We start from the raw sequence: 21,943 nt of genomic DNA, 5'->3' as shown, positions 1-21,943 counted from the left end.
CATTAAATTCGTGGCGAAAAATTTTGCGCAAAACCAAATAACCCTTTAATCTGTAAAATCTGTGGCTATAAAAATCATCTCAAAGTATATCTCAATCCAAAAAACCCACGAATCGTTTGGTTTTGCCCATAAACATAAGTGGTGTCAAAAGTCAAACCGTACGGATTATCGGGCGTGACCATTACTTTTCCGTTTGCATCGTATTGCACATTTTTATCAAAAGGGTCATTCGTTCTTGAAATCAAAAACGGATTGTTTTGTTTCGGTCTAAAATTCAACAGGTTTTTAACGCCACCGTAGACTTCAAAATCCTTCCATCCTGAATAAGTAAACTGAATGTTCTGAATACTGTACCAAGGCGATTTGGGGCTTCTTGGATCGTATTCGCTTAACAACGGCAATTTCATCGGACTGTAAACATTTCCTGTATAATCTAAAGACAAATTCCAAGGTTGGATTTTATAGGAAATACTCCAAGTTCCTGTAAAATTCTCTGTAAGATAAGGCCTTTCTGAAATTCCGTTTTCTACATTCTTATTGTCTAAAACCGTAGCGCCTACAATAAATTTTAGTCCCGACGGTAAATTTAAATCAACATTGGCACTTATTCCTTGGCTTATTGCATAACCATCGATATTGCTGTAAATAATCTCGTTCGGATTAGTCTCGTAATCGGTAATTATCTTATTGCTGAATCTCGTATAAAAAGCCGTCGTTTCTATTCCCATAAAAGTTCCGTTTCCGAAATTGATTTTCTGGATATAATTCAAATTCACGTTGACCGATTTCTCTGGTTTCAAATCGCTTTCAATCACCACATCTCTCGAACCTGTTAAGGCGGCATGGTCTTCGGTAAATAAGTTCACTACACGAAATCCAGTTCCGGCATTTAATCTAAAAATAGTATTTTCGTTGGCTTTGAAACGATAAGCTAATCTTGGTGTAAATATCGAACCGTGAATGGAGTTGTAATCGTATCTCGCTCCCAGCAAAATCTGGCTTTTGGGCGAAAATGTGATTTCATCCTGAACAAAAATTCCAGGTAACCACGTGCTTTCAGCATCTTTGGTCGCAGGAGTATTGTCATCATAATACGTATATCGACTCGCAATTCCCGCAAGCAAATCGTTTCGTCCGATTTTTTTATCCCAAGTCAATTGCAAAAATCCAATTTTCTGATTGGCGATATAAGATGTTGTTCCGTAACGACTGTCCTGATAATGAACATTTCCCGAAAATGAAAGCATCAGTTTTTCTTGAAAAGGCAATTGGTAGCTTCCAATTAATTCTGCTCTTTTGGTATAAATGCTTTCTCCGTAAATTTCAGCTCCACCACGGTATTTTTTTTCCCATCGAATATCTCCTCCCCAGCGATCTTCGTACATTCCGCGGGCTGCAATCGTAAAAAGGCGATTATGGTTTCGCTTAAAACTCCATTTATTGAAAATCGAAATTCGCTCCGAAAGCGTGACATCCGTAAAATTGTCTTTGTCTTTATCAATAATCTGGTCGTAATTGAAATAATTAATTCCGATAAGCGAAGTTGCTTTTTTCCCAGCGTTAAACTTCATTCCCAAATCGAGATTGCTTTCAAAATAAGAAGTCGTAAAATAATCGGCTGAAAAAGTCGGCGTGCTGGTCGGATTTTTAGTGATGATGTTGATTAAGCCTCCTATGGCTTCACTTCCGTAGAGAGAAGAAGCTGGACCTTTTACAATTTCGATTCTTTCTACCAGCGAATTCGGAATTCCAGACAAACCGTAAACAGTCGAAAGACTGCTTACAATTGGCATTCCGTCAATCATGACCAAGGTGTACGGACCTTCTAATCCGTTAATATGAATATCTCCCGTATTGCAGACCCCGCAATTGAGCTGCGGACGAACTCCATTTATATTCTGCAATGCATCATAAATACTCGGAGTTGGATTTTTTTTGAAGAAAACCGGAGAATATACCTCAACCGGAACGGCACTTTCTAATCTTTTTACTGGTTTTAAAGTTCCAGAAACCACTACTTCATTTAGTTCGTTCTGATCCTCTTTTAATTCAAAATCAAAGTTTAGATCCTGATTTTCTAAAAGAGATATTTTTTGGGTTTGAGGTTCGAACCCTTCCGCGGTCACGTAAATTTTATAAGTTCCCTTTGGAATATTTTGAAGTTTATAAAACCCTAAAGAGTCTGTTTGAGTTTTAAAGTTTGTATTTAACAAACTAACATTAATTTGCTGTATAACAGGATTATTTGTAGTTATTTTTCCTGATATATTTTGGGAGTAAATGCTTTTTGTTGAAATTATTAATATTGTCAAAAATAAATATTTCATTTTTTTAAAATTAAATTTAGACAAAACTAAAAATTAAATTTGACAAACAATGATTCTAAAAACAAAATTTTTCAAACGTAATGAATTCAATATGTTAGAATTTTGCTTTCGAACGAGCAAAGTCACACAAACACAAACTTTTTAAACCATATTATATCAGTTCAACCCGTTGGGTGTAATTAAAAAATAAAAGAATTTACACATAGAAGCATAGTTTTTTGTGACGAAAAAAGAAAATGGAACAAATAAGTTACACACATAGCCAAACTATGTGCATTTAGACTAGTGAAACGCCTTTTTTAACTTTAGTAAACTATGTTTCTATGTGTTGAAAATAATTTCACCCAACGAGTTAAGTTCCTTTAAAAACTAGACTTACATTCTCTTATATAACTTATATGGTTTATTCTCACTTCGCGTAATCTTCGTCGATTAATTCTTTATTGATGACCGCTCCTGCGAAAGAACCAGTAGAAACCGCAATTGCAACAGATCGCATTGGAGTTGTGCAGTCGCCGCTTGCAAAAACTCCCGTTACATTTGTTTTTTGCATAGCATCAACTTTTACCAAACTTTGTTCGTTGAGCTCACAACCTAAAGCTTCAGGAATTGGACAATGCTGTTCAAATGGCGGTCTGGCATAAACAGCTTTTACGCCAACTTTTTCTCCATTTTTAAAAACGATATTCGAAATATAGCCTTCATCATGTTCCAAAAAATCTATCTCTTGTTCGAAAATTTGAACACCATGATTATGTAAAGTTTCTGTTTGTTCCAAAGTCAGTTCTGATTTTCCGTTGGTGCATAATCGTAAATCTTTGGTCCAATTCGAAATCAGTTTGGCATATTCAAAAGCCATTTCTCCATTGGCAATAATAGCAGTTTTTTCATTTTTAACTTCATAACCATGGCAATACGGACAATGCAGTACTGAAATTCCCCAGCAATCTGCAAAACCTTTGATTTCTGGGAGTAAATCTTTAACTCCAGTTGCAAACAGAATTTTTCTGCAAGTAAAAATTTCTCCCGATTCGGTAGTGATTTCAAAACCTTGACCGATTTTTAATGCTTTTAGGGCAAGTCCGTTATAAAACTGAACAGATGGATACAGTTCAACCTGCAGTTTGGCTTTCGCCGAAATTGCCGCTGGTTTTTCTCCATCATGCGTAATAAAATTATGAGAATGAGGCGTCTGTCGATTGCAGGGTCTACCGCTGTCGATTACCAAAATACGGCGTAAAGAACGTCCGAGACTCATCGCGGCCGAAAGACCGCTATAACTCCCTCCTATAATGATTACTTCAAAATTATTAGAATTCATATTTATGTTAATGATGATTTACTTTGTGTAGCTTGTAATTTAGTAAGTGTCCTGCAATCATTCCGATTCCGCCAAAATAGATTAAATCGTTATGCTCATCAAAAAAGATTTCGCTCAAAATACTGACCATAACCAACGTTATCGAAACAATCAATAGCGAAGAAACCAATACAGTTGATTTTTTTGTAATTTTGAAAATGGCAAATAAACCTATTGAAGCAAAAATCAAATCGATAAACGGATTGTGACTTAAGCCTAATGGCAGAATAGTTAACAATGGAAAAATCAAGCAATGCACCAAACAGATGGCCGCACTTGAAACTCCTAAAATATCGTAAAAGGGCGTGGTTAATTTCTTCATTTCTAGTATTTTTGCTTAATGCAATTTTGTTGCAAATATACATATTTATTTTAATCGCAACATTGTTGCGTTATTTTTTATCGTATTCATAATGAAAACAACTCGTAATACTACCGCAAAAACCGCTGTTTTAGAAGTCTTTGAAAACTCTAAAACCGCATTGTCTCACACCGAAATCCAGAAGCAGTTAAACGATGTCTGCGACCGCGTTACCATTTATAGAATTTTGGACCGTTTGGTCAATGAAGATATCATTCATAAAATATCCAATCTAGACGGAACCGTAAAATATGCAAAATGCAATCATTCGCATCAGCGTGTGCACATTCATAATCATGCGCATTTCAGCTGTGAAAACTGTCATGAAATTACTTGTCTTGAAAATGTAAAACCAAGTTATATTATGCCGCACAACTATAAAGTAAACGAAATAAACTTTACACTATCAGGATTATGCCCAAAATGTTTGAATTCTAACATTTAAATTTTAGACTTGCCTAAAAATATTGTTCCGCGAATATCATTTTTCTATATATTTGTGAAAACAATACTTTTACAATGGGTAAATCTTTAGAAGAAGTACACGAATCAGTCTCTACTGAAAACAAAAAAAAAGGTTTTAGAAAAATACTGGCATTTTTAGGCCCGGCCTATCTCGTAAGTGTCGGCTATATGGACCCAGGAAACTGGGCAACAGATATTGCCGGCGGAAGCCAATTCGGCTACACTTTGGTCTGGGTTTTATTAATGAGTAATTTAATGGCTTTGCTCTTACAGAGTTTAAGCGCCCGCCTCGGAATTGTAACGCAGCGTGACTTGGCACAGGCTTCGCGAGAGACGTATTCTAAATACATCAACTACATTTTATACTTTCTGGCAGAAATAGCGATAGCAGCCTGCGATTTGGCAGAAGTGCTCGGAATGGCAATCGGAATCAACCTGCTTTTTGGCATTCCGCTTTTTGAAGGCGTGCTGATTACTGTTCTTGACACCTTCATTCTTCTTTTCCTGATTAATAAGGGAATTCGAAAAATGGAAGCTTTTATTATTGCTTTGGTTGCAATCATAGGTTTTTCATTTATTTTCGAAATGATATTTGCAGAACCCGAAATTCATAAGATTATTGAAGGGTTGGTTCCTTCTATTCCAAATTCGGCAGCCTTATATATTGCTATCGGAATTATCGGGGCGACCGTAATGCCACACAATCTGTATCTGCACTCCTCTTTGGTACAGACCAGAAAGTTTGACAGAACGCCCGCTGGAATCAAACAGGCTTTAAAATACAACTTCATAGATTCAACTATCGCTTTAAATCTGGCTTTCTTTGTCAATGCAGCGATTTTAATTCTTGCGGCGGCAACGTTTCATAAAAATGGCATGTTTGAAGTTGCCGAAATTCAGGATGCACATCAGTTTCTAGAACCTTTACTTGGAACCAAATGGGCACCAATTCTGTTTGCTGTCGCTCTCATTGCCGCCGGGCAAAGTTCTACTGTAACGGGAACTCTTGCAGGACAAATTGTTATGGAAGGTTATTTACATTTAAGAATTCAGCCTTGGGTTCGTCGAATTATAACACGTTTGATTGCGATTGTTCCCGCATTGATTGTCATTTGGATATATGGCGAAAGCGTAACGGGCAAACTTCTTATCCTGAGTCAAGTTATTCTAAGTTTGCAATTGGGCTTCGCTATTATTCCGCTGATTCATTTTGTAAGTGACAAATCGAAAATGAATGGTTTTCATATTTCGAAAACCACTCAAGTTGTTTCTTGGATTATCGCTACTACTATCGTCTCGCTGAATGCTAAATTGGTTTATGACGAAATCACTTCATGGCTAGCCGAATCCAGTCATCCGACGGTTTTATGGCTTACGGTGGTACCTCTTGCGTTTGGCTTTTTAGCTTTGTTGCTTTACATCGTTTTTAAACCGTTTATTGCCAGAGCCAAATCAAAAAACATCAATCATTCGCCACACAACCTAAAACTGCATTTTTCTCCAAAGAAAACTCAGGAAGTAAAAAATATAGCGATTTCTGTCGATTTTTCTAATGCCGATGAAGCCGCCCTAAACCACGCCTTCGAATTAGGCGGAATGGATGCCCAATATACGCTTATTCATATTGTCGAAACCGTTGGTGCGTTAATGTATGGCATACACACTCACGACCACGAAACCACAATCGACGAAAAACTGTTGTTGGAATATAAGAAAATGCTTTCGTCAAAAGGTTTCAAAATAGATACAGAACTTGGCTTTGGAAAACCGGATAAGACAATCCCCGAAATCATCAACGGAGGCACTTTTGATATTCTGGTAATGGGAACCCACGGCCACACTGGCCTGAAAGATATCCTTTTTGGCACAACGGTAGACAAACTAAGACACAAAATTTCGATACCTTTGTTGATTGTTAAATAAAAGGTGCTGAGGTACTGAGTTGCTAAGGTTCTAAGTTTTCTCTCGAAACTTAAAACAAAACCTTAGGACCTCAGCCCCTTAGAACCTTAGAACCTCAAAAGAAATGACCTTTTCAGAAGAAAACTACCTTAAATCAATCTATCACTTAACTGCTACTTTGGAAACAGAAGTGAGCACCAATGCTATTGCTGAAATCATGGAAACGAAAGCTTCCTCGGTTACGGATATGTTGAAGAAACTGGCGGAGAAAGATTTGGTGAATTATAAAAAGTACCAAGGCGTTTCTTTGACTGAAAACGGAAAACTGGCAGCCAAAATGATTGTTCGTAAACATCGTTTGTGGGAAGTGTTTTTGGTTGAAAAGCTAAATTTCAGCTGGGATGAAGTTCATGATATTGCAGAACAATTAGAACACATCAAATCGGAACAATTAATTAACCGTTTGGATGATTTTCTTGGAAATCCAACAGAAGACCCACACGGAGACCCAATCCCAGATGCTAACGGCCGAATAATTAAAATCGAAAAACAACTGCTTTCTGAATTATCAGATAATCAAACTGGGGTTTGTGTCGGCGTAAAAGATACTTCTTCTGAGTTCTTGAAATATCTCGATAAACAAGGAATTGCCCTGGGTTCTAAGATTGAATTTCTTTCTAAAGAATCTTTCGATTTATCGGTTCGTATTAAGGTTAATGACACGGAATTGTCTATTTCGAATAAAATTGCTTCTAATTTGTTTGTGAAACTGGTTTAAGATGGGTTATTCTGCAGAGATACGCTCAGAATTATATGGGTCGAATCTACGGCTCTCTTTTTTCCTTATTGACAATTACGACGGATTGAAATCTGTCGCTACAAAATTTAGCGAGCCTACGGCTCTTTTTTTCATTTTAGTTTATAAATTGGACATAAATATCCAGATACCTAACAGGTTTTTAAAACCTGTTAGGATATGAAAAAATATAATGTGAAAAGTTCCGAAGGAACGATATATATTGTAGCAACGGATTTCAATCCGTTGTTCAAATGCAAACATGCCAATAGAGTTCCGTAGGAACGGACAATATTGTAGCAACCTATAATTTGTTTGTGAAACTGATTTAAGATGGTTATTCCGCAGAGATACGCTCAGAATTATATGGGTCGAACCTACGGCTCTCTTTTTTCCTTATCGACAATTACGACGGATTGAAATCCGTCGCTACAAAATTTAGCGAGCCTATGGCTCTTTTTTAATTTAATCTATAAATTGGACATAAATATCCAGATACCTAACAGGTTTTTAAAACCTGTTAGGATATAAAAAAATATAATGTGAAAAGTCCCGAAGGAACGATATATATTGTAGCAACGGATTTTAATCCGTTGAAGGAACGGAACATATTAATTATATTTAATGCTCTAAAAACATTCGAAAAACCAAAATGTTATTTTGAAACCGAGTGCCCTAGCCCCGATAGAAGTGAAAATCCTTTTGTGGCGGGGTTCGCCACAAAAGATTGAAACGGATAGCGGGATTAGCTCCAAAAAACTAAACAATTCCTTTCTCAATCATTTCCAGCATAACTGGCGAAGCATTTTTAAATGTCGGTGGCTGTTCGATAATACTTCCAGCGTTCTTTTTATTTACTTTGAAAGTAACATCGTTATCAGTTGTAAATAAAAGCGCGGTTAAAAATGGCTTTTTGATGTAAGTTCCCAGAATCAGTAAAGCTTCATCTAAAGTATGAATGCTTTCGATTTCTTCCGTTTTGTAACGGGAAGTTAAGGAAATAGAAAAGGTATTGTCTTCGTTGAGAACCAAACGAAAATAGATGTTTTTAATTTCGGTATCGCCCATGGTTTTGGCTAAAGTCAATTTAGCGAAAGTTCCGTTTTGGATGCTTTCTTTAACTCGTTCACAAAAAAGGGCAAATATTGGTTCGTACATTTTTTTTAAGGTTCTGAGGTTCTGAGATGCTGAGATTCTAAGGTTTTTACAATCTTTGTGTTTTTAACCGCAAAGGTCGCGAAGATTTACGCAATGTTCGCTAAGTTTTTTATTTTCTTTGTGTGCTTTGCGTAATCCCTTGCGACCTTTGCGGTTAAGAAAAATTATTTCCCTGTAAATTCAGCTTTACGTTTTTCTAAAAAGGCTGTTGTTCCTTCTTTAAAATCCTGGGTTCCGAAACATTCTCCGAATGATTTTATTTCGGTATCGAAACCATTTTTGCCGTCTTTGAAATTGGCATTAATTGATTTTATGGCTTTTCCTATTGCAAAAGGTGCGTTTTTAATGATTTTATGAGCTATAACAGTAGTAAACGACAAAAGTTCTGCTTGAGGCACTACGTGATTTACCAGACCGTATTGTTTTGCTTCTTCGGCCGAAATCATTGCGGCGGTCATAATCATTTCCATCGCACGGCCTTTTCCTACCAATTGCGGTAAACGCTGTGTTCCTCCGTAACCTGGAATTAATCCTAAAGTTACTTCTGGCAATCCCATTTTTGCATTGTCAGAAGCGACTCTGAAATGACACGCCATCGCCAATTCTAATCCGCCGCCAAGAGCAAAACCGTTTACAGCTGCAATAACTGGTTTTCTTAGATTTTCTATAAAATCAAATAAAGATTCTTGTCCTTCTGCTGCCAGTTGAGCGCCCTCAACAGTCGTGTAATTCGCAAATTCCGAAATATCTGCTCCGGCCACAAAAGCTTTTTCTCCGCTTCCGGTTATAATGATTACGCGAACATTTTCATCGCCTCCCAAGGCACTTATAGCTTTACTCAAATCACTGATGGTTGCTTTGTTTAAAGCATTGAGTTTCGTGGGTCTGTTTATAGTAATGGTTGCTATTTTTTCTTCTATGGAAACTAAAATATTTTCGTAATTCATGGTATTGGTTTTATGAGTTAGTGATAGGAAGCGTAACTGTAAAAGTCGTTCCTTTTCCGTAAGTTGACTCAAAGGTAATTGTTCCTTTGTAATTTTCGATGATGTTTTTGATAATTCCGAGTCCGAGTCCCATACCGCTGGTTTTGGTGGTGAATTTAGGTTCGAAGATTCTGCCGATATCTTGTCTTTGGATTCCGATTCCGTTGTCTTTTACGGCAATTTCAACATTGTCGTTTATTCTTTTAACTGTCACCACAATCGATTTTTGGAACTGACTTTCCGGAATGGCCTGAGTTGCATTTTTAACCAAATTGGTAATAACACGAATTAATTGTGTACGGTCCATTTTGGAAATAATCTCTTCTTCTTCTTTTTCGAAAACAATATAATCTTCGTTGAAAATATCCAAAGCCAGTTCAACAACCTCAACAACATTCAAAGTTTCATTTTGTTGCGCAGGCATCGAAGCAAAGTTCGAAAACGCCGAAGCCACCGATGTCATCGTATCAATCTGCTGAATTAAGGTTTCGGAATAATCATTCATTTTCTGCTTCACGTCAGGGTCATTTGGGTCAAATTTTCTCTGGAAACTCTGAACCGTCAAACGCATTGGTGTAAGCGGATTTTTGATTTCGTGTGCGACTTGTTTTGCCATTTCGCGCCAAGCTTCTTCACGTTCGCTTTGTGCCAACTTAATGGCACTCGTTTCGAGTTTATCGACCATTCCGTTATACGCTTTGATAAGGAAATTGACTTCCTTGCTATTCGCTTCCAGAACAATTTTCTCGTTTTTCTGGTCCAGATTGGTTTCTTCCAAACGGTCGGAAATGGTTTTTAATGATTTTGTGATATAGGTCGAAAGGAAATACGCCAATGCAAAAGCCACAATCAGCATAAAAGAATAAACCTGACTCAGACGAATCAGGAAAGTATTCAGCTCATTGTCGTAATAACCATCGTCTTCTAAATAGGGAAGGTTTAAAATGCCGAGTGGTTTGAATTTTTCGTCTTTGATTAAACTGTAGGATGAACGGTTTTTGACTCCGTCAATCGTTTTAATGTCTACAAAACGTTTTTCGATAGAAGAGCGAACCAGTTTCAAGATATATTCGGGAATTGGCGGTGCCACTTTATCAACAGCGAAAGATTCTTTGGATGATTTAAGCAGTTTTCCGTCGAGACTGTAAATATTGATTTCGATTTTGTGAATCTGAGCCAGCTCGTGGATTTTGTCTTTAAAAATCAAATCCAGATTCTGGGTTTTCAGCGGATAAGTTGTAGTTGCCAGAACATAATTGATATGTTCTTTTACGGCATTTTCTTTTCGTTCCAACCGTTCCTGATGGTATTCTTTGGCCTCAGTCTTAAACTGAATAATCGAAATCGAAGCCAATAAAAAAGATGCCACAACAATCAATACAATCATCGACAGGAAAATCCTGGTACGAAGGGAAAGCATTGACATTTTGAAGTTGTTAAACATAGTTTTGTTTTTTTGCCACGAATTACACTAATTCTCACTAATTTTTATTTTAGCCACAGATTAAAAAGGATTTAAATGATTCTTTTTAATCCAAATAATCCTTTAATCTGTGGCAAATATTACAAAAAGAAATTTGTGCTAATTCGTGTAATTTGTGGCAACCTTTTTTATTTTTTTTCTCTTATTCGTTTATAAAATCGGAATCCCAGCATAATTAAAACTGAGAATAAAATAATTCCGATTACGCCGTAAATCCAGTTGATGGCGCTTTTTAAAACTACTAAAAATACAACGGCAAACAAAATAATCGTTGCGCCTTCATTCCATAAACGCATGAAATTATTGGAATATTTTACCTCATCTCTTTGGAGTTGCTTAAAAATCTGATGGCATTTTCCGTGGTATAAATACAATAGGAAAACGAAACATAATTTTACGTGCATCCACGGCATTTTTATCCAAATATGTCCTGCATCTGTAAAAAACAGCATCCAAAAAGCAAAAATACTTGCCAGAACCGCCGACGGCCATGTGATAATGTACCACAAACGATAGGCCATAATTTTATATTGTGCCTGCAAAATTTCCTTTTCTGGAGATGGTTTCTCACTTGCTTCAATTTGATAAACAAACAAACGCACGATATAAAACAAACCTGCAAACCAAGTTATTACAAAAATAAGATGCAGTGATTTTAGATAGTTATAATATTCCATTGTTGTTTTGTTTCAGGTTTCAGGTTTCAGGTTTCAAGTTAATCAACTTTGAGAAAAACCTGAAACTTTAAACCTTAAACTAAAATTTACTTAGCCCAATCATTAATCCAATTAGAAACCGTCTGGCACCATTCGTCATCGTCATTTAAGCAAGGAATTGCCAAGAATTCTTCTCCTCCATTTGCTTCAAAATCTTCTTTGGCACGCATTGCGATTTCTTCCAAAGTTTCTAAACAATCGGATACGAAAGCCGGCGTTACAACTGCTAATTTTTTAATTCCTTTTGCAGGCATATTATCAATTTCAACGTCTGTATAAGGCTCTAGCCATTTATCTCCTGCTAAACGAGACTGGAAAGTTAAACTGTATTTGTCTTCTGGAAGCCCTAATAATTTCACAACTTGTCTTGTGGTTTCATAACATTGGTGACGGTAACAGAATTCATGCGCCGGAGATGGTGTGTTACAGCATGAACCGTCAATTTTACAATGCGATTTTGTTACATCGGTTTTGCGGATGTGACGCTCTGGAATTCCATGATACGAAAACAATAAATGGTCATATTCAAATCCAACCAAATGTTTCTGAATAGAATCTGCTAAGTTTTTGATATAATCCGGTTTGTTATAAAATGCCGGAACATCAGTAAATTTCATGTGAGGGAACTTCTTCTTGCGAATTTCTTCTGCTTTAACCAAAATCGTCAAAGTCGAAGCCATTGCATATTGCGGATATAGCGGAAAAAGTAGTACATCAGTAACTCCTTTATCACTCAATTCCTGAAGTCCTTTTTCGATTGTCATGCTTCCGTAACGCATTGCCAGCGAAACAGGAACATTTACAAGTGGCTGCACTTTTTGTTGCATTCTTTCTGAAAGAACGACTAATGGCGAACCTTCTTCCCACCAGATTTTCGAATAAGCATGTGCCGATTCTTCTGGTCTTTTTCTTAAAATAATGCCGCGAACCAATAATGCTCTCAATAAATACGGAACGTCAATCACGTATTTATCCATTAAAAATTCATCTAAATACGGTTTTACATCTTTTGGAGTTGGACTGTCTGGAGAACCTAAGTTTACTAATAATACGCCTTTCATTATGTTTTTGCTTTTAAGCTTTTAATTTGTTTTTAAAATTTCGGCAAAAGTAGAACTTGTAACTTTTTCGAAATATGATAATTATTACTTTTTAATTATGTTGTTATTTATAAAAGTGATGCTTCTTAATCCATCAATTTTTTAAGCATTTCTGCATCTGGCAGTAATCCTTTATATTCTTTTGGCAATTCATTTGCTGTTTTATAAGTTGAAACCCCCATTGCTTTATTAACATCACGAAAAGAAAACTCCACAACTTTATTGTTTTTCTCTTTACAAAGGATAATTCCTACTGAAGGATTTTCATGAGGCAATTTGACCATTTCGTCTAATGCTGAAAGATAAAAATTCATTTTACCTAAATACTCTGGAATAAATTTTCCCTTTTTTAAATCAAAAACCACTAAACATTGCATTTTTCGATTGTAAAAAAGTAAATCAACAAAATATTCTGTATCATCTAAAATGAATCGATACTGATTGGCAATAAAAGCAAAGTCGGTCCCTAAAGAAAGTAAAAACTTTTTGATGTTTCTAACAATCTCATTCTCAATTAATCTTTCATTTTCCTCTTCGGGGTCTTCTATATTGATAAAATCTAATAAATATTCATCTTTAAAAGCCATTAAAGCCTTAGCTCGTAAATCATCTTGTGTAATTACTTTGGCAAAATTATTAGGCAAAGTACCCTGTTGCCTGAATAAATTGGATTTTAAATGATGTCTTAAAGTTGTAATACTCCAAAATTCAGAGGCTATTTTCTGAATATAAAAAATACGTTCTTCTAGTTTTTTTGTTTTTGATGATATCTCGAAATGGTGTGAGAATCCAACTTTTTGAAACTCAATCGCAAATTGGTTCGACACCATCGAACCAATTACAATTATTTGATTTTCAGAATTTTGTGCTTCACCAAATTGGTTCGATGGTAACGAACCAATTGTAAAACAATCTTCCCAGGTTTCGTAAAAAATCCTCATTTTCTTAATATTAGATGCCGAAAAGCCTCTTAATCCTGGTAATTCATTTTGCAAATCGTTCGATAAAATTTCGAGAACTTTCGCTCCCCATTTTTCTTGTTGTGTTTTTTCCGAAATAAGCTTTCCAACCGCAAAATACAGCCCTAGCATTTCTTTATTCGCCAAAACAGCAACACGATATCTGCTCGCTAAAATAGCCGATTTTAATTCTTTTATAGTTTGCAAATGTGTATTTTCAATCGTCATATTCTCATTCTCAATTAAACATTAGCATTAATCGACATCAAATATTTTTTAGGTGTTGTTCCGAATTTCTTTTTGAAGGCCGCTATAAAATGACTTCCCGTGCTATAACCAATCTTCAATCCTACTTCGTTTACATTATAAGAACCGCTGTCTAAAAGTTTTCTAGCGAAATCCATTTTATAATCAAAAAGAAAACCATAAACCGTATCGCCGTAAATTTGTTTGAAACCCATTTTGAGTTTTTTCAAATTCAGACCAATTTCATCTGCCAATTCCTGCAATCCCGGAGGCTCTGCCATATTAGCAATTACGATTTCTTTGGCTTTTCGGATTTTCAGAACGTTTTCTTCATCAATCAGAAACGGACATTGTTCTGCGTTTGGGTCTTCGGTTCTGTTGAAATACAAACTCAACAATTCGTATCCTTTTCCTTTATAATAAAGGTTTTTTATCGATGGATGAAGATTGTAATGAAACAACTGACTCAAAACTATCGCCATCGACGGACTGATATTTCCTTCGTTATAATATTTTTTATCCTTATTATCTGGACTTAAAAAAGTGATATAATCGGCTTCGGCAGAAAATAAGGCGTGAAATTTCTTGATGGAAACAATTACAGAAATCACCCAAGAATTTGGAGCCAATTCCAGATTAAGAGGCAATTCTTTCTGCGGATTGTACAAAAGCAACGATTTTTCTTCTTTCAGTTCCAAAGCATAATTGCCTTGATTGAATAAAAATTTGGCATTTCCTTTTATCCCGAAGTGAAACTGAATTAGTCCCGTACCTATTTCATGCTGCGCAAAAAAAGGCTCTGAGCTATCGTTCTGAAACCTGATTAGCGTAAAGTCGTCTTCAATTTTTATTTCTTCCTCCATTTTGATTCCTTATTCAAGTTGTAACTGATTTTATTGAAACGATAATTTGGGTTTTCAAAATTAAATCTTTTTGATGGGTTTATCGTTTACTTGCTTCCAAATTTATAATTTCTTTATTCTTTCAAAGTCCTATTCTCTGTTTTTCGACTCAAATCCTTCATAGACTCTTGACATCACTCTTTTTTATATACTGATAATTTACTGATTTTTCTCCTTGAATGCTCCTAAAAACAAACATCAATTATTTCTTACATTATTTTTAATTGTTCTAAATTGAGGATTTGTTGCCGTTTAATAAAACCAATTACAAAAACTTCACGTAAATGATTCCTAAAAAACTAAATCAACAATTAAATAAATGCTTTTTATGAAAATTAACAAAACAGTAAAAAAGGGGCTTTGGGCGGTTGTAATAACCGGTGTGTTGTTTTTCGCCATTTTGATATTCCACATTATTACAGCAAAACCAGCCGTTTATGAAAGTCCGAATCTTCAAGTAAGCAGGATTGATTTTCAAGAAAACATAGATTCTGCGTACGCAAAAAAGATTTGTTCAGATTTGAGGTCCATAAAAGGATTAACTACCGATTCTATAATCGTAAAAAGGAATGTTGTAGTCTATTTTCATAACAATAAGATTACCAATTCTAAAAAAGTATTTGACGAATTGATGAGCAAAGGCGATTATGATGCTCAACGTTATATTCTTCCTGCTGGTCTGGCAAATAAGGAAGTTTGTCCAGTAGACCAGAATAGTTACAGTTACAAATTGTCAAAAAAAATCAATCAGTTTTTTAATTAACCTTTAAATATTTATTATGAAAAATTTTTCTAAAATTACACTTGGCGCATTAATTATTGCATCGGCGGCATTAACTTCTTGCAGCAACGACGATGATAAAACTCCAGCAGAAAAAGCAACTATCTATGAGAGATTGGGCGGTTCTGTTATGGTTTCGGACCCAGATAATTCGGGACAGATGATTGAGAAAGGCCGTTTAAGCTTTCGTAAGGTTGTAAATTCTACTATAGGATTAATTGTAGCAGATATCCAGTCTAATGCTTCAGGCAATTTACAGGCGCACTTTGCTCCTCTTTTGGCAGAAACAGGAAACACACAGGCAACCAATATTGCCAAATTATCAGATAACCTTACTGATTTTTTCTCTTTTAACACGGGAGGAAAAAATGCTGTAAACACTTATTCAGGCTTGAACATGTCGGCCGCGCACGATCCGGCGAGAAATCCTCGAATGGGGACAAAATCAAGCAATGCAGATTACACAAAATTTGTGGGATATGTTGGCGCCGCTGCAAATGCAAACGGTGTTGCTTCTAACACAGAACTTTATACAGACATCGTTGCTGTTTTAGAGTCGTTAAGGACTCCAATTGTTCAAAAATAATTTGTTTTTACTTGAAGCGCTATTTTAAATTTTTAAGATGGCGCTTTTTATTCAATTCAATTTTAGAATAAAAATAACGCCAATCGAATAGTAAATAATTTGAAAAATTGTGCTTTAAATTTTTGAACCCTCAGCGATATTTTTTTTCAGATAAATTTTATCTTTTTGCTCTCATTTATTTAGAATGACTCTAAACAAAACGTTTCAAACGACTTGATTTTGCTATAAAAGTGCTGATTTCTAAATAAAAAGACCAGTTTAGAATCAAAAAAACATACAGCGACATAAAAAGTACTTTTAGCGTTATTTTTATCAATGCTATAGTAATAATTTTGTTGCACTTTTATGAAAGTGAATTTATGGAAAACAATAACGTACCGAAACACCTTTATTTTTACTCAGTTGGTCTGAGTTATAAAAAAGCTGATGCTGAGGTCAGAGGTCAATTTAGTTTGGATGCTGTTGCGAAAACGCGATTGCTGGAACAGGCTAAAAACGAAGGAATAGAAAGCTTAATAGTTACTTCAACTTGCAACAGAACCGAAATCTACGGTTTTGCTGAACATCCATTTCAATTAATAAAACTTATCTGCGACAACAGTAACGGTTCTGTAGACGCTTTTCAAAAAGTAGGTTTCGTTTACAAAAATCAAGAAGCCATCAATCACTTATTTCGCGTAGGAACTGGTTTAGATAGTCAGATTTTGGGCGACTTCGAAATTATATCTCAAATAAAAACGTCTTTTATTCATTCAAAATCTTTAGGATTAGCGAATGCTTTTATGGAAAGATTGGTAAATGCGGTAATTCAGGCAAGTAAAAGAATTAAAACAGAAACAGAAATTAGTTCTGGTGCTACATCGGTTTCTTTTGCTTCTGTACAATACATCCTTAAAAACGTTGAGGATATTAGCAACAAAAACATTTTACTTTTCGGAACTGGAAAAATCGGAAGAAATACGTGCGAAAATTTAGTAAAACATACTAAAAACGAACATATTACTTTAATCAACCGAACTAAAGATAAAGCTGAGAAATTGGCCGGAAAACTAAATTTGATTGTTAAAGATTATTCTGAATTGCATTTAGAACTTCAAAAAGCTGATGTTGTGGTTGTAGCAACCGGCGCGCAAAACCCAACGGTTGACAAAGCAATTTTGAATCTTAAAAAACCTTTGTTGATTCTGGACTTGTCTATTCCTAAAAACGTTAATGAAAATGTAGAGGAATTAGAAGGTGTAACTTTAATCCACATGGATTATTTGTCTCAATTGACAGATGAAACTCTGGAAAACAGAAAATTACACATTCCGGCTGCCGAAGCAATTATTGAAGAAATCAAAGAAGAATTTGTTACTTGGATGAAAGGAAGAAAGTTCGCTCCAACTATTAATGCTTTAAAAGAAAAGTTAAACGCAATTAAAGCTTCAGAATTGGATTTTCAAAGCAAAAAAATCGCTGATTTCAACGAGGCACAAGCTGAAATCATCAGTAACCGTATCATCCAGAAAATCACTACGCATTTTGCAAATCATTTAAAAGACGACGACACCATGGTCGATGAAAGCATCGAATGGATCGAGAAAGTCTTCAAAATAAAAGCATCTTAAATAAATTTTTAAACCATATAAGTTATATAAGTTCATTTAATATAAACTGCTGTTTTACACAAACTGCTTAAATTTACTTATATAACTTATATGGTTCAAAAATAAAGTTATATCAGATTATTTAAATTCTGTTTTACACAAACTGCTTAAATTTACTTATATAACTTATATGGTTCAAAAACAAAGTTATATCAGATTATTTAAATTCTGTTTTACCCAAACTGCTTAAATTTACTTATATAACTTATATGGTTCAAAAAACAAAAAATGGCAGAAAAAACAATCAGAATTGGAACACGCGATAGCGAATTAGCACTTTGGCAAGCACACACAGTAGAAAAAAAACTAAACGATTTAGGTTATAAAACTTCGATTGTTGCGGTAAAATCTCAAGGTGATATTATTCTGGATAAGCCACTTTACGAATTAGGAATCACTGGAATTTTCACCAAAACGCTTGACATCGCGATGATTAATGGCGATGTTGATATTGCTGTGCATTCTATGAAAGATGTTCCGACTGCTTTGCCAAAAGGAATTGTTCAGGGAGCTGTTTTGCCAAGAGCCAATGTTTTGGATATTTTGGTTCATAAAGGAAATCCCGATTTTACAAATCCAAGTACCATTGCGACGGGAAGTTTACGTCGTCAGGCGCAATGGTTCAATAAACACCCTAATCATACTGTAGTGGATTTACGCGGAAACGTAAACACCCGCATGCAAAAACTTCAGGACAATGATTGGGATGGGGCTGTTTTTGCTGCTGCAGGTTTGGAGCGAATCAACTTAAAACCTGAAAATTACATCAACTTAGACTGGATGATTCCGGCACCGGCACAAGGCGCAATGCTTGTGGTGGCAATGGAAAATGATAATTATACACTTGACGCACTTTCTCAGTTGAATGATATTGAAACTGAAATATGTACCTATATCGAACGCCAATTTTTAAGAACGCTTGAAGGTGGATGTACTGCCCCAATTGGAGCTTTAGTAACGTATAATGAAGATGAAGACACACTTCATTTTCAAGGTGTTTTACTTTCTATCGATGGGAAACAAAAAATTGAAATCGACAAAACGGTTGATATTTCAGAATGGAAAAAACTAGGTTTCAACTCTGCACAGGAGATTTTGAATAATGGCGGAACGGAATTAATGAAGCAGATTAAAGAATCCTTGAAAAAATAAAGTACTTTTAAATTTTAAAATCAAGTTCAATCAGTAGTTGAAACAGTTATGCCCCAGTTGAATAAAGATATCTCGCCAGACGCTTACAACGAATTTCTTTCGGATGTAGCTACCGCAGTTCAGCAACATCGGGTACAAGCGATTCAATCGGTGCAAACTATTTCAAATCAGTTGTATTGGAATATTGGCGAATTAATTATTAAAAAACAAGAGGAATTTGGTTGGGGAAAATCGGTTATTTTATTATTGAGCCGAGATTTACCACACTTAATTGGTGAGGGAGTGAGTTGGTCACCCCGAAATCTCCAATTTATGAAGCAATTAGTTTCCGAATATTCAAATGTGAACCAGCTTGATTCACATTTAGAAAATACAAATGTGAAACCGCTGGTTTCACATTTGGAATATGTAAAAAAATTGGTTTTAAATACACCTTGGAAGCATAATATTACTATTCTCCAGAAAGTAAAAGATATCAAAGCTCGTGTATTTTATTTGGAACAGACAATTAAAAACAGATATAGTAACACAGTTTTATTACATCAAATAAAAGCAAATGCTTACGAGCATTATACATCAAAACCATCTCAGCATAATTTTGCAAAAGCTTTACCAGAACATTTTCAGGAACAGGCGAGGGAAAGCATTAAAAGTGTTTACAGTTTAGATTTCTTAGACATAAACAAACCCATTACCGAAAGAGAATTAGAAAACTCAATGGTCGAAAAGGTCAAAAGATTAATGTTAGAGCTTGGTTATGGTTTTTGTTTTATCGGAAATCAATATCGATTATCATTAGGTGATAAAGATTATTATATAGATTTGCTTTTTTATCACAGAATCTTAAAATGTTTAGTTGCTGTTGAATTAAAAATAGTTGAATTTGAACCGGAATTTGTTGGAAAATTAGATTTTTACCTTCAATTAATCGATGAACAACTTAAACAAGAAGATGACAAACCATCTATAGGCATTTTATTAGTTCCTGAAAAAAATCATTTAGAAGTAGAATATGCTTTAAAAACTGTAAACAAACCTATTGGTGTTTCACAATACACTTTAAGTAAAGAATTACCAAAAGAGTTAGAAGGTAAATTACCAACTTCAGAAGAATTTAAAAGCATATTAAATGAGTAAATCAATCCAAATAGTATCCACAAAAATATTATCCCCTCTTTATAAACAAGAGTTGATGAAATACGGCGTTGAATTAATCGAAGCCGATTTCATTAAAACAGAAAACAAACCTTTCGAACTGAAAGACCTCAACGAAAGTCTGATTTTTACAAGTCAGAATGCTGTTCACAGTGTTTTATCAAATCCAAAATCAGAAGAACTAAAAAAGAAAAACGCGTATTGTGTTGGACTTAAAACCAAAGCTCTTTTAGAAGAAAATGGTTTTAATGTTGTGGCTTATACTGGTTACGCTTCGGATTTAGCCGAAATTATCACTCTGATTTATAATAGTGAAAGCTTCACTTTCTTTAGCGGAAACTTAAGACGAGACACTTTGCCAGAAGCTTTAAAAGAAGCGGGAATAAAATTCAACGAAATTCAGGTTTACGAAACTACGTTGCAACCTCAGAAAATAAAAGCAAATCCAGAAGCGATTTTGTTCTTTAGTCCGTCTGGAGTTAAAAGTTATCTGAAACATAATAGCATCAATAAACAAATCTGTTTCTGTATTGGAGAAACCACCGCAGAAGCTCTATCAAAAATCACAAAAAACATCATCGTTGCAGACCAGCCAACAATTGAAGATGTGATTGAAGATGTAATTCAAGAATATAAATAAGCCCCTGGCTCCCAAAGGGGGAATTTAGAAAGGCTAAAACAAAAACATTACGATAAGTTTAAAAATTAATTAAAATGAACAATAACGATATTCAAATTCCCCCTTCGGGGGTTAGGGGGCTTAAAAACGACCTATTTTTAAAAGCATTAAAAGGAGAAACAGTGCAACGCCCGCCAGTATGGATGATGCGTCAAGCCGGAAGATATTTGCCAGAATTTAGAGAACTTCGTGATAAATATGATTTTTTTACACGTTGCGAAACTCCAGAATTAGCCGCTGAAATTACAGTTCAACCAATTCACCGAATTGCTCCAGATGCTGCGATTTTATTCTCAGATATTCTGGTTGTGCCTCGCGCAATGGGAATTCACGTAGAATTGAAAGATAATTTAGGGCCGATTATTCCAAATCCGATTCGTTCTTTGGCTGATGTTCACAAAGTTTACGTTCCAGATGTAAATGAAACTTTAGGCTACGTTTTTGACGCAGTGAAATTGACTAAGGAAATGCTGAACGACGAAGTGCCATTAATTGGTTTCGCTGGTTCGCCTTGGACCATTTTCTGTTATGCTGTTGAAGGAAAAGGTTCTAAAAGTTTTGATACAGCAAAAGGTTTCTGTTTTTCTAATCCGGCCGCAGCGCATACTTTATTGCAAAAAATTACAGATACAACGATTTTATACTTAAAAGAAAAAGTAAAATCGGGAGTAAATGCCGTTCAGATTTTTGATTCTTGGGGAGGAATGCTTTCTCCTGTTGATTATCAGGAATTTTCATGGAAATACATCAATCAAATTGTTGACGCTTTAGCTGATATTACACCAGTTATTGTTTTCGGAAAAGGATGCTGGTTTGCTCTTGGCGAAATGGGAAAAAGCCGTGCTTCTGCATTAGGAGTTGACTGGACATGTTCGGCTAGAAATGCTCGCTATTTGTCTGGAGGAAACATTACATTACAAGGAAATTTTGACCCTTCAAGATTGCTTTCTCCTATTCCGACTATCAAAAAAATGGTTCACCAAATGATTGACGAATTCGGAAAAGATAAATATATCGTAAATTTAGGCCACGGAATTTTACCAAATATCCCTGTAGACCACGCAAAAGCGTTTATTGACGCGGTGAAGGAATACGGGAATTAGCATCTAATTTTCATTCTTTATTGGCATTCCTGCAAGGTTTCCAAAACCTTGTAGGTATAATAAGCAATCGTAAAACA

Annotated in this window: 20 protein-coding genes; 10 read left to right on the top strand and 10 right to left on the bottom strand. The window is 35.3% G+C overall.

Annotated elements, in window-relative coordinates:
• Window positions 1-74: 74 nt before the first annotated feature.
• The 3 genes from E0W73_RS18880 to E0W73_RS18870 form a co-directional block, all read right to left on the bottom strand.
• Window positions 75-2,327 carry a TonB-dependent receptor gene (locus E0W73_RS18880; RefSeq protein ID WP_135223597.1) on the bottom strand — a complete coding sequence of 751 codons (2,253 nt, stop codon included), beginning with the start codon at window positions 2,325-2,327 and terminating at the stop codon, window positions 75-77.
• 409 nt (window positions 2,328-2,736) lie between these two features.
• A complete protein-coding gene (locus E0W73_RS18875) occupies window positions 2,737-3,648 on the bottom strand; it encodes an NAD(P)/FAD-dependent oxidoreductase (protein ID WP_135223596.1) in 912 nt (303 codons plus the stop codon).
• Window positions 3,649-3,655: 7 nt separating this feature from the next.
• On the bottom strand, window positions 3,656-4,009 hold the full coding sequence (locus tag E0W73_RS18870) for a MerC domain-containing protein (protein WP_135223595.1): 354 nt from the start codon (window positions 4,007-4,009) through the stop codon (window positions 3,656-3,658).
• Window positions 4,010-4,100: 91 nt separating this feature from the next.
• Between E0W73_RS18870 and E0W73_RS18865 the strand changes: the two genes are divergently transcribed.
• From E0W73_RS18865 to E0W73_RS18855, 3 genes are all read left to right on the top strand, one after another.
• Complete coding sequence (locus E0W73_RS18865) at window positions 4,101-4,493, top strand: Fur family transcriptional regulator (protein ID WP_135223594.1); 393 nt, start codon at window positions 4,101-4,103, stop codon at window positions 4,491-4,493.
• Window positions 4,494-4,567: 74 nt separating this feature from the next.
• Window positions 4,568-6,436: an Nramp family divalent metal transporter gene (locus E0W73_RS18860; RefSeq protein WP_135223593.1), complete on the top strand. Its 1,869-nt coding sequence runs from the start codon at window positions 4,568-4,570 to the stop codon at window positions 6,434-6,436.
• Between the two features lie 103 nt (window positions 6,437-6,539).
• Complete coding sequence (locus tag E0W73_RS18855) at window positions 6,540-7,193, top strand: metal-dependent transcriptional regulator (protein WP_135223592.1); 654 nt, start codon at window positions 6,540-6,542, stop codon at window positions 7,191-7,193.
• A gap of 777 nt (window positions 7,194-7,970) precedes the next feature.
• On the opposite strand, the gene E0W73_RS18850 is transcribed toward E0W73_RS18855, so the two are convergent.
• The 7 genes from E0W73_RS18850 to E0W73_RS18820 form a co-directional block, all read right to left on the bottom strand.
• The gene (locus E0W73_RS18850) at window positions 7,971-8,369 is read right to left on the bottom strand and encodes a hypothetical protein (RefSeq protein ID WP_135223591.1); all 399 of its coding nucleotides are present in this window, start codon (window positions 8,367-8,369) and stop codon (window positions 7,971-7,973) included.
• A gap of 164 nt (window positions 8,370-8,533) precedes the next feature.
• Window positions 8,534-9,316, bottom strand: a complete 783-nt coding sequence (locus tag E0W73_RS18845; protein WP_135223590.1) for an enoyl-CoA hydratase/isomerase family protein — start codon at window positions 9,314-9,316, stop codon at window positions 8,534-8,536.
• 10 nt (window positions 9,317-9,326) lie between these two features.
• The gene (locus tag E0W73_RS18840) at window positions 9,327-10,742 is read right to left on the bottom strand and encodes an ATP-binding protein (RefSeq protein ID WP_135223666.1); all 1,416 of its coding nucleotides are present in this window, start codon (window positions 10,740-10,742) and stop codon (window positions 9,327-9,329) included.
• A gap of 224 nt (window positions 10,743-10,966) precedes the next feature.
• On the bottom strand, window positions 10,967-11,515 hold the full coding sequence (locus tag E0W73_RS18835) for a CopD family protein (protein ID WP_135223589.1): 549 nt from the start codon (window positions 11,513-11,515) through the stop codon (window positions 10,967-10,969).
• Between the two features lie 86 nt (window positions 11,516-11,601).
• Complete coding sequence (gene hemH, locus E0W73_RS18830) at window positions 11,602-12,615, bottom strand: ferrochelatase (protein ID WP_135223588.1); 1,014 nt, start codon at window positions 12,613-12,615, stop codon at window positions 11,602-11,604.
• A 125-nt stretch (window positions 12,616-12,740) separates the two neighbouring features.
• Window positions 12,741-13,841: a PDDEXK nuclease domain-containing protein gene (locus E0W73_RS18825; protein WP_135223587.1), complete on the bottom strand. Its 1,101-nt coding sequence runs from the start codon at window positions 13,839-13,841 to the stop codon at window positions 12,741-12,743.
• A gap of 14 nt (window positions 13,842-13,855) precedes the next feature.
• Window positions 13,856-14,722 (bottom strand): AraC family transcriptional regulator, encoded by an 867-nt coding sequence (locus tag E0W73_RS18820; RefSeq protein ID WP_394345999.1) that lies wholly within the window; start codon window positions 14,720-14,722, stop codon window positions 13,856-13,858.
• 367 nt (window positions 14,723-15,089) lie between these two features.
• Between E0W73_RS18820 and E0W73_RS18815 the strand changes: the two genes are divergently transcribed.
• The 7 genes from E0W73_RS18815 (at window position 15,090) to hemE (ending at window position 21,866) form a co-directional block, all read left to right on the top strand.
• Window positions 15,090-15,524 carry a hypothetical protein gene (locus tag E0W73_RS18815; protein ID WP_135223585.1) on the top strand — a complete coding sequence of 145 codons (435 nt, stop codon included), beginning with the start codon at window positions 15,090-15,092 and terminating at the stop codon, window positions 15,522-15,524.
• Window positions 15,525-15,540: 16 nt separating this feature from the next.
• Window positions 15,541-16,128, top strand: coding sequence for a globin family protein (locus tag E0W73_RS18810; protein ID WP_135223584.1), 588 nt, complete (start codon window positions 15,541-15,543; stop codon window positions 16,126-16,128).
• A 359-nt stretch (window positions 16,129-16,487) separates the two neighbouring features.
• Window positions 16,488-17,738: a glutamyl-tRNA reductase gene (hemA, locus tag E0W73_RS18805; RefSeq protein WP_135223583.1), complete on the top strand. Its 1,251-nt coding sequence runs from the start codon at window positions 16,488-16,490 to the stop codon at window positions 17,736-17,738.
• 267 nt (window positions 17,739-18,005) lie between these two features.
• The gene (gene hemC / locus E0W73_RS18800; protein WP_135223582.1) at window positions 18,006-18,929 is read left to right on the top strand and encodes a hydroxymethylbilane synthase; all 924 of its coding nucleotides are present in this window, start codon (window positions 18,006-18,008) and stop codon (window positions 18,927-18,929) included.
• 57 nt (window positions 18,930-18,986) lie between these two features.
• The gene (locus E0W73_RS18795) at window positions 18,987-20,066 is read left to right on the top strand and encodes a PDDEXK nuclease domain-containing protein (RefSeq protein ID WP_208730551.1); all 1,080 of its coding nucleotides are present in this window, start codon (window positions 18,987-18,989) and stop codon (window positions 20,064-20,066) included.
• The gene (locus tag E0W73_RS18790) at window positions 20,059-20,724 is read left to right on the top strand and encodes a uroporphyrinogen-III synthase (protein WP_135223580.1); all 666 of its coding nucleotides are present in this window, start codon (window positions 20,059-20,061) and stop codon (window positions 20,722-20,724) included. The genes E0W73_RS18795 and E0W73_RS18790 overlap by 8 nt, the downstream gene beginning before the upstream one ends.
• 74 nt (window positions 20,725-20,798) lie before the next feature.
• The gene (hemE, locus tag E0W73_RS18785) at window positions 20,799-21,866 is read left to right on the top strand and encodes a uroporphyrinogen decarboxylase (RefSeq protein ID WP_135223579.1); all 1,068 of its coding nucleotides are present in this window, start codon (window positions 20,799-20,801) and stop codon (window positions 21,864-21,866) included.
• The last annotated feature ends 77 nt before the right edge of the window (window positions 21,867-21,943 follow it).

It is taken from the genome of Flavobacterium foetidum (genome assembly GCF_004634245.1).
GTDB classification, from domain to species: domain Bacteria; phylum Bacteroidota; class Bacteroidia; order Flavobacteriales; family Flavobacteriaceae; genus Flavobacterium; species Flavobacterium foetidum.
Note: the sequence above shows the minus strand (reverse complement) of the source record. Positions and strands in the feature narration are given on the sequence as shown.

Excerpts from the sequence above, each read along its gene's own strand:
- E0W73_RS18880 (WP_135223597.1), bottom strand. The coding sequence starts at position 2,327 with ATGAAATATTTATTTTTGACAATATTAATAATTTCAACAAAAAGCATT.
- E0W73_RS18875 (WP_135223596.1), bottom strand. The coding sequence starts at position 3,648 with ATGAATTCTAATAATTTTGAAGTAATCATTATAGGAGGGAGTTATAGC.
- E0W73_RS18870 (WP_135223595.1), bottom strand. The coding sequence starts at position 4,009 with ATGAAGAAATTAACCACGCCCTTTTACGATATTTTAGGAGTTTCAAGT.
- E0W73_RS18865 (WP_135223594.1), top strand. The coding sequence starts at position 4,101 with ATGAAAACAACTCGTAATACTACCGCAAAAACCGCTGTTTTAGAAGTC.
- E0W73_RS18860 (WP_135223593.1), top strand. The coding sequence starts at position 4,568 with ATGGGTAAATCTTTAGAAGAAGTACACGAATCAGTCTCTACTGAAAAC.
- E0W73_RS18855 (WP_135223592.1), top strand. The coding sequence starts at position 6,540 with ATGACCTTTTCAGAAGAAAACTACCTTAAATCAATCTATCACTTAACT.
- E0W73_RS18850 (WP_135223591.1), bottom strand. The coding sequence starts at position 8,369 with ATGTACGAACCAATATTTGCCCTTTTTTGTGAACGAGTTAAAGAAAGC.
- E0W73_RS18845 (WP_135223590.1), bottom strand. The coding sequence starts at position 9,316 with ATGAATTACGAAAATATTTTAGTTTCCATAGAAGAAAAAATAGCAACC.
- E0W73_RS18840 (WP_135223666.1), bottom strand. The coding sequence starts at position 10,742 with ATGATTGTATTGATTGTTGTGGCATCTTTTTTATTGGCTTCGATTTCG.
- E0W73_RS18835 (WP_135223589.1), bottom strand. The coding sequence starts at position 11,515 with ATGGAATATTATAACTATCTAAAATCACTGCATCTTATTTTTGTAATA.
- hemH (WP_135223588.1), bottom strand. The coding sequence starts at position 12,615 with ATGAAAGGCGTATTATTAGTAAACTTAGGTTCTCCAGACAGTCCAACT.
- E0W73_RS18825 (WP_135223587.1), bottom strand. The coding sequence starts at position 13,841 with ATGACGATTGAAAATACACATTTGCAAACTATAAAAGAATTAAAATCG.
- E0W73_RS18820 (WP_394345999.1), bottom strand. The coding sequence starts at position 14,722 with ATGGAGGAAGAAATAAAAATTGAAGACGACTTTACGCTAATCAGGTTT.
- E0W73_RS18815 (WP_135223585.1), top strand. The coding sequence starts at position 15,090 with ATGAAAATTAACAAAACAGTAAAAAAGGGGCTTTGGGCGGTTGTAATA.
- E0W73_RS18810 (WP_135223584.1), top strand. The coding sequence starts at position 15,541 with ATGAAAAATTTTTCTAAAATTACACTTGGCGCATTAATTATTGCATCG.
- hemA (WP_135223583.1), top strand. The coding sequence starts at position 16,488 with ATGGAAAACAATAACGTACCGAAACACCTTTATTTTTACTCAGTTGGT.
- hemC (WP_135223582.1), top strand. The coding sequence starts at position 18,006 with ATGGCAGAAAAAACAATCAGAATTGGAACACGCGATAGCGAATTAGCA.
- E0W73_RS18790 (WP_135223580.1), top strand. The coding sequence starts at position 20,059 with ATGAGTAAATCAATCCAAATAGTATCCACAAAAATATTATCCCCTCTT.
- hemE (WP_135223579.1), top strand. The coding sequence starts at position 20,799 with ATGAACAATAACGATATTCAAATTCCCCCTTCGGGGGTTAGGGGGCTT.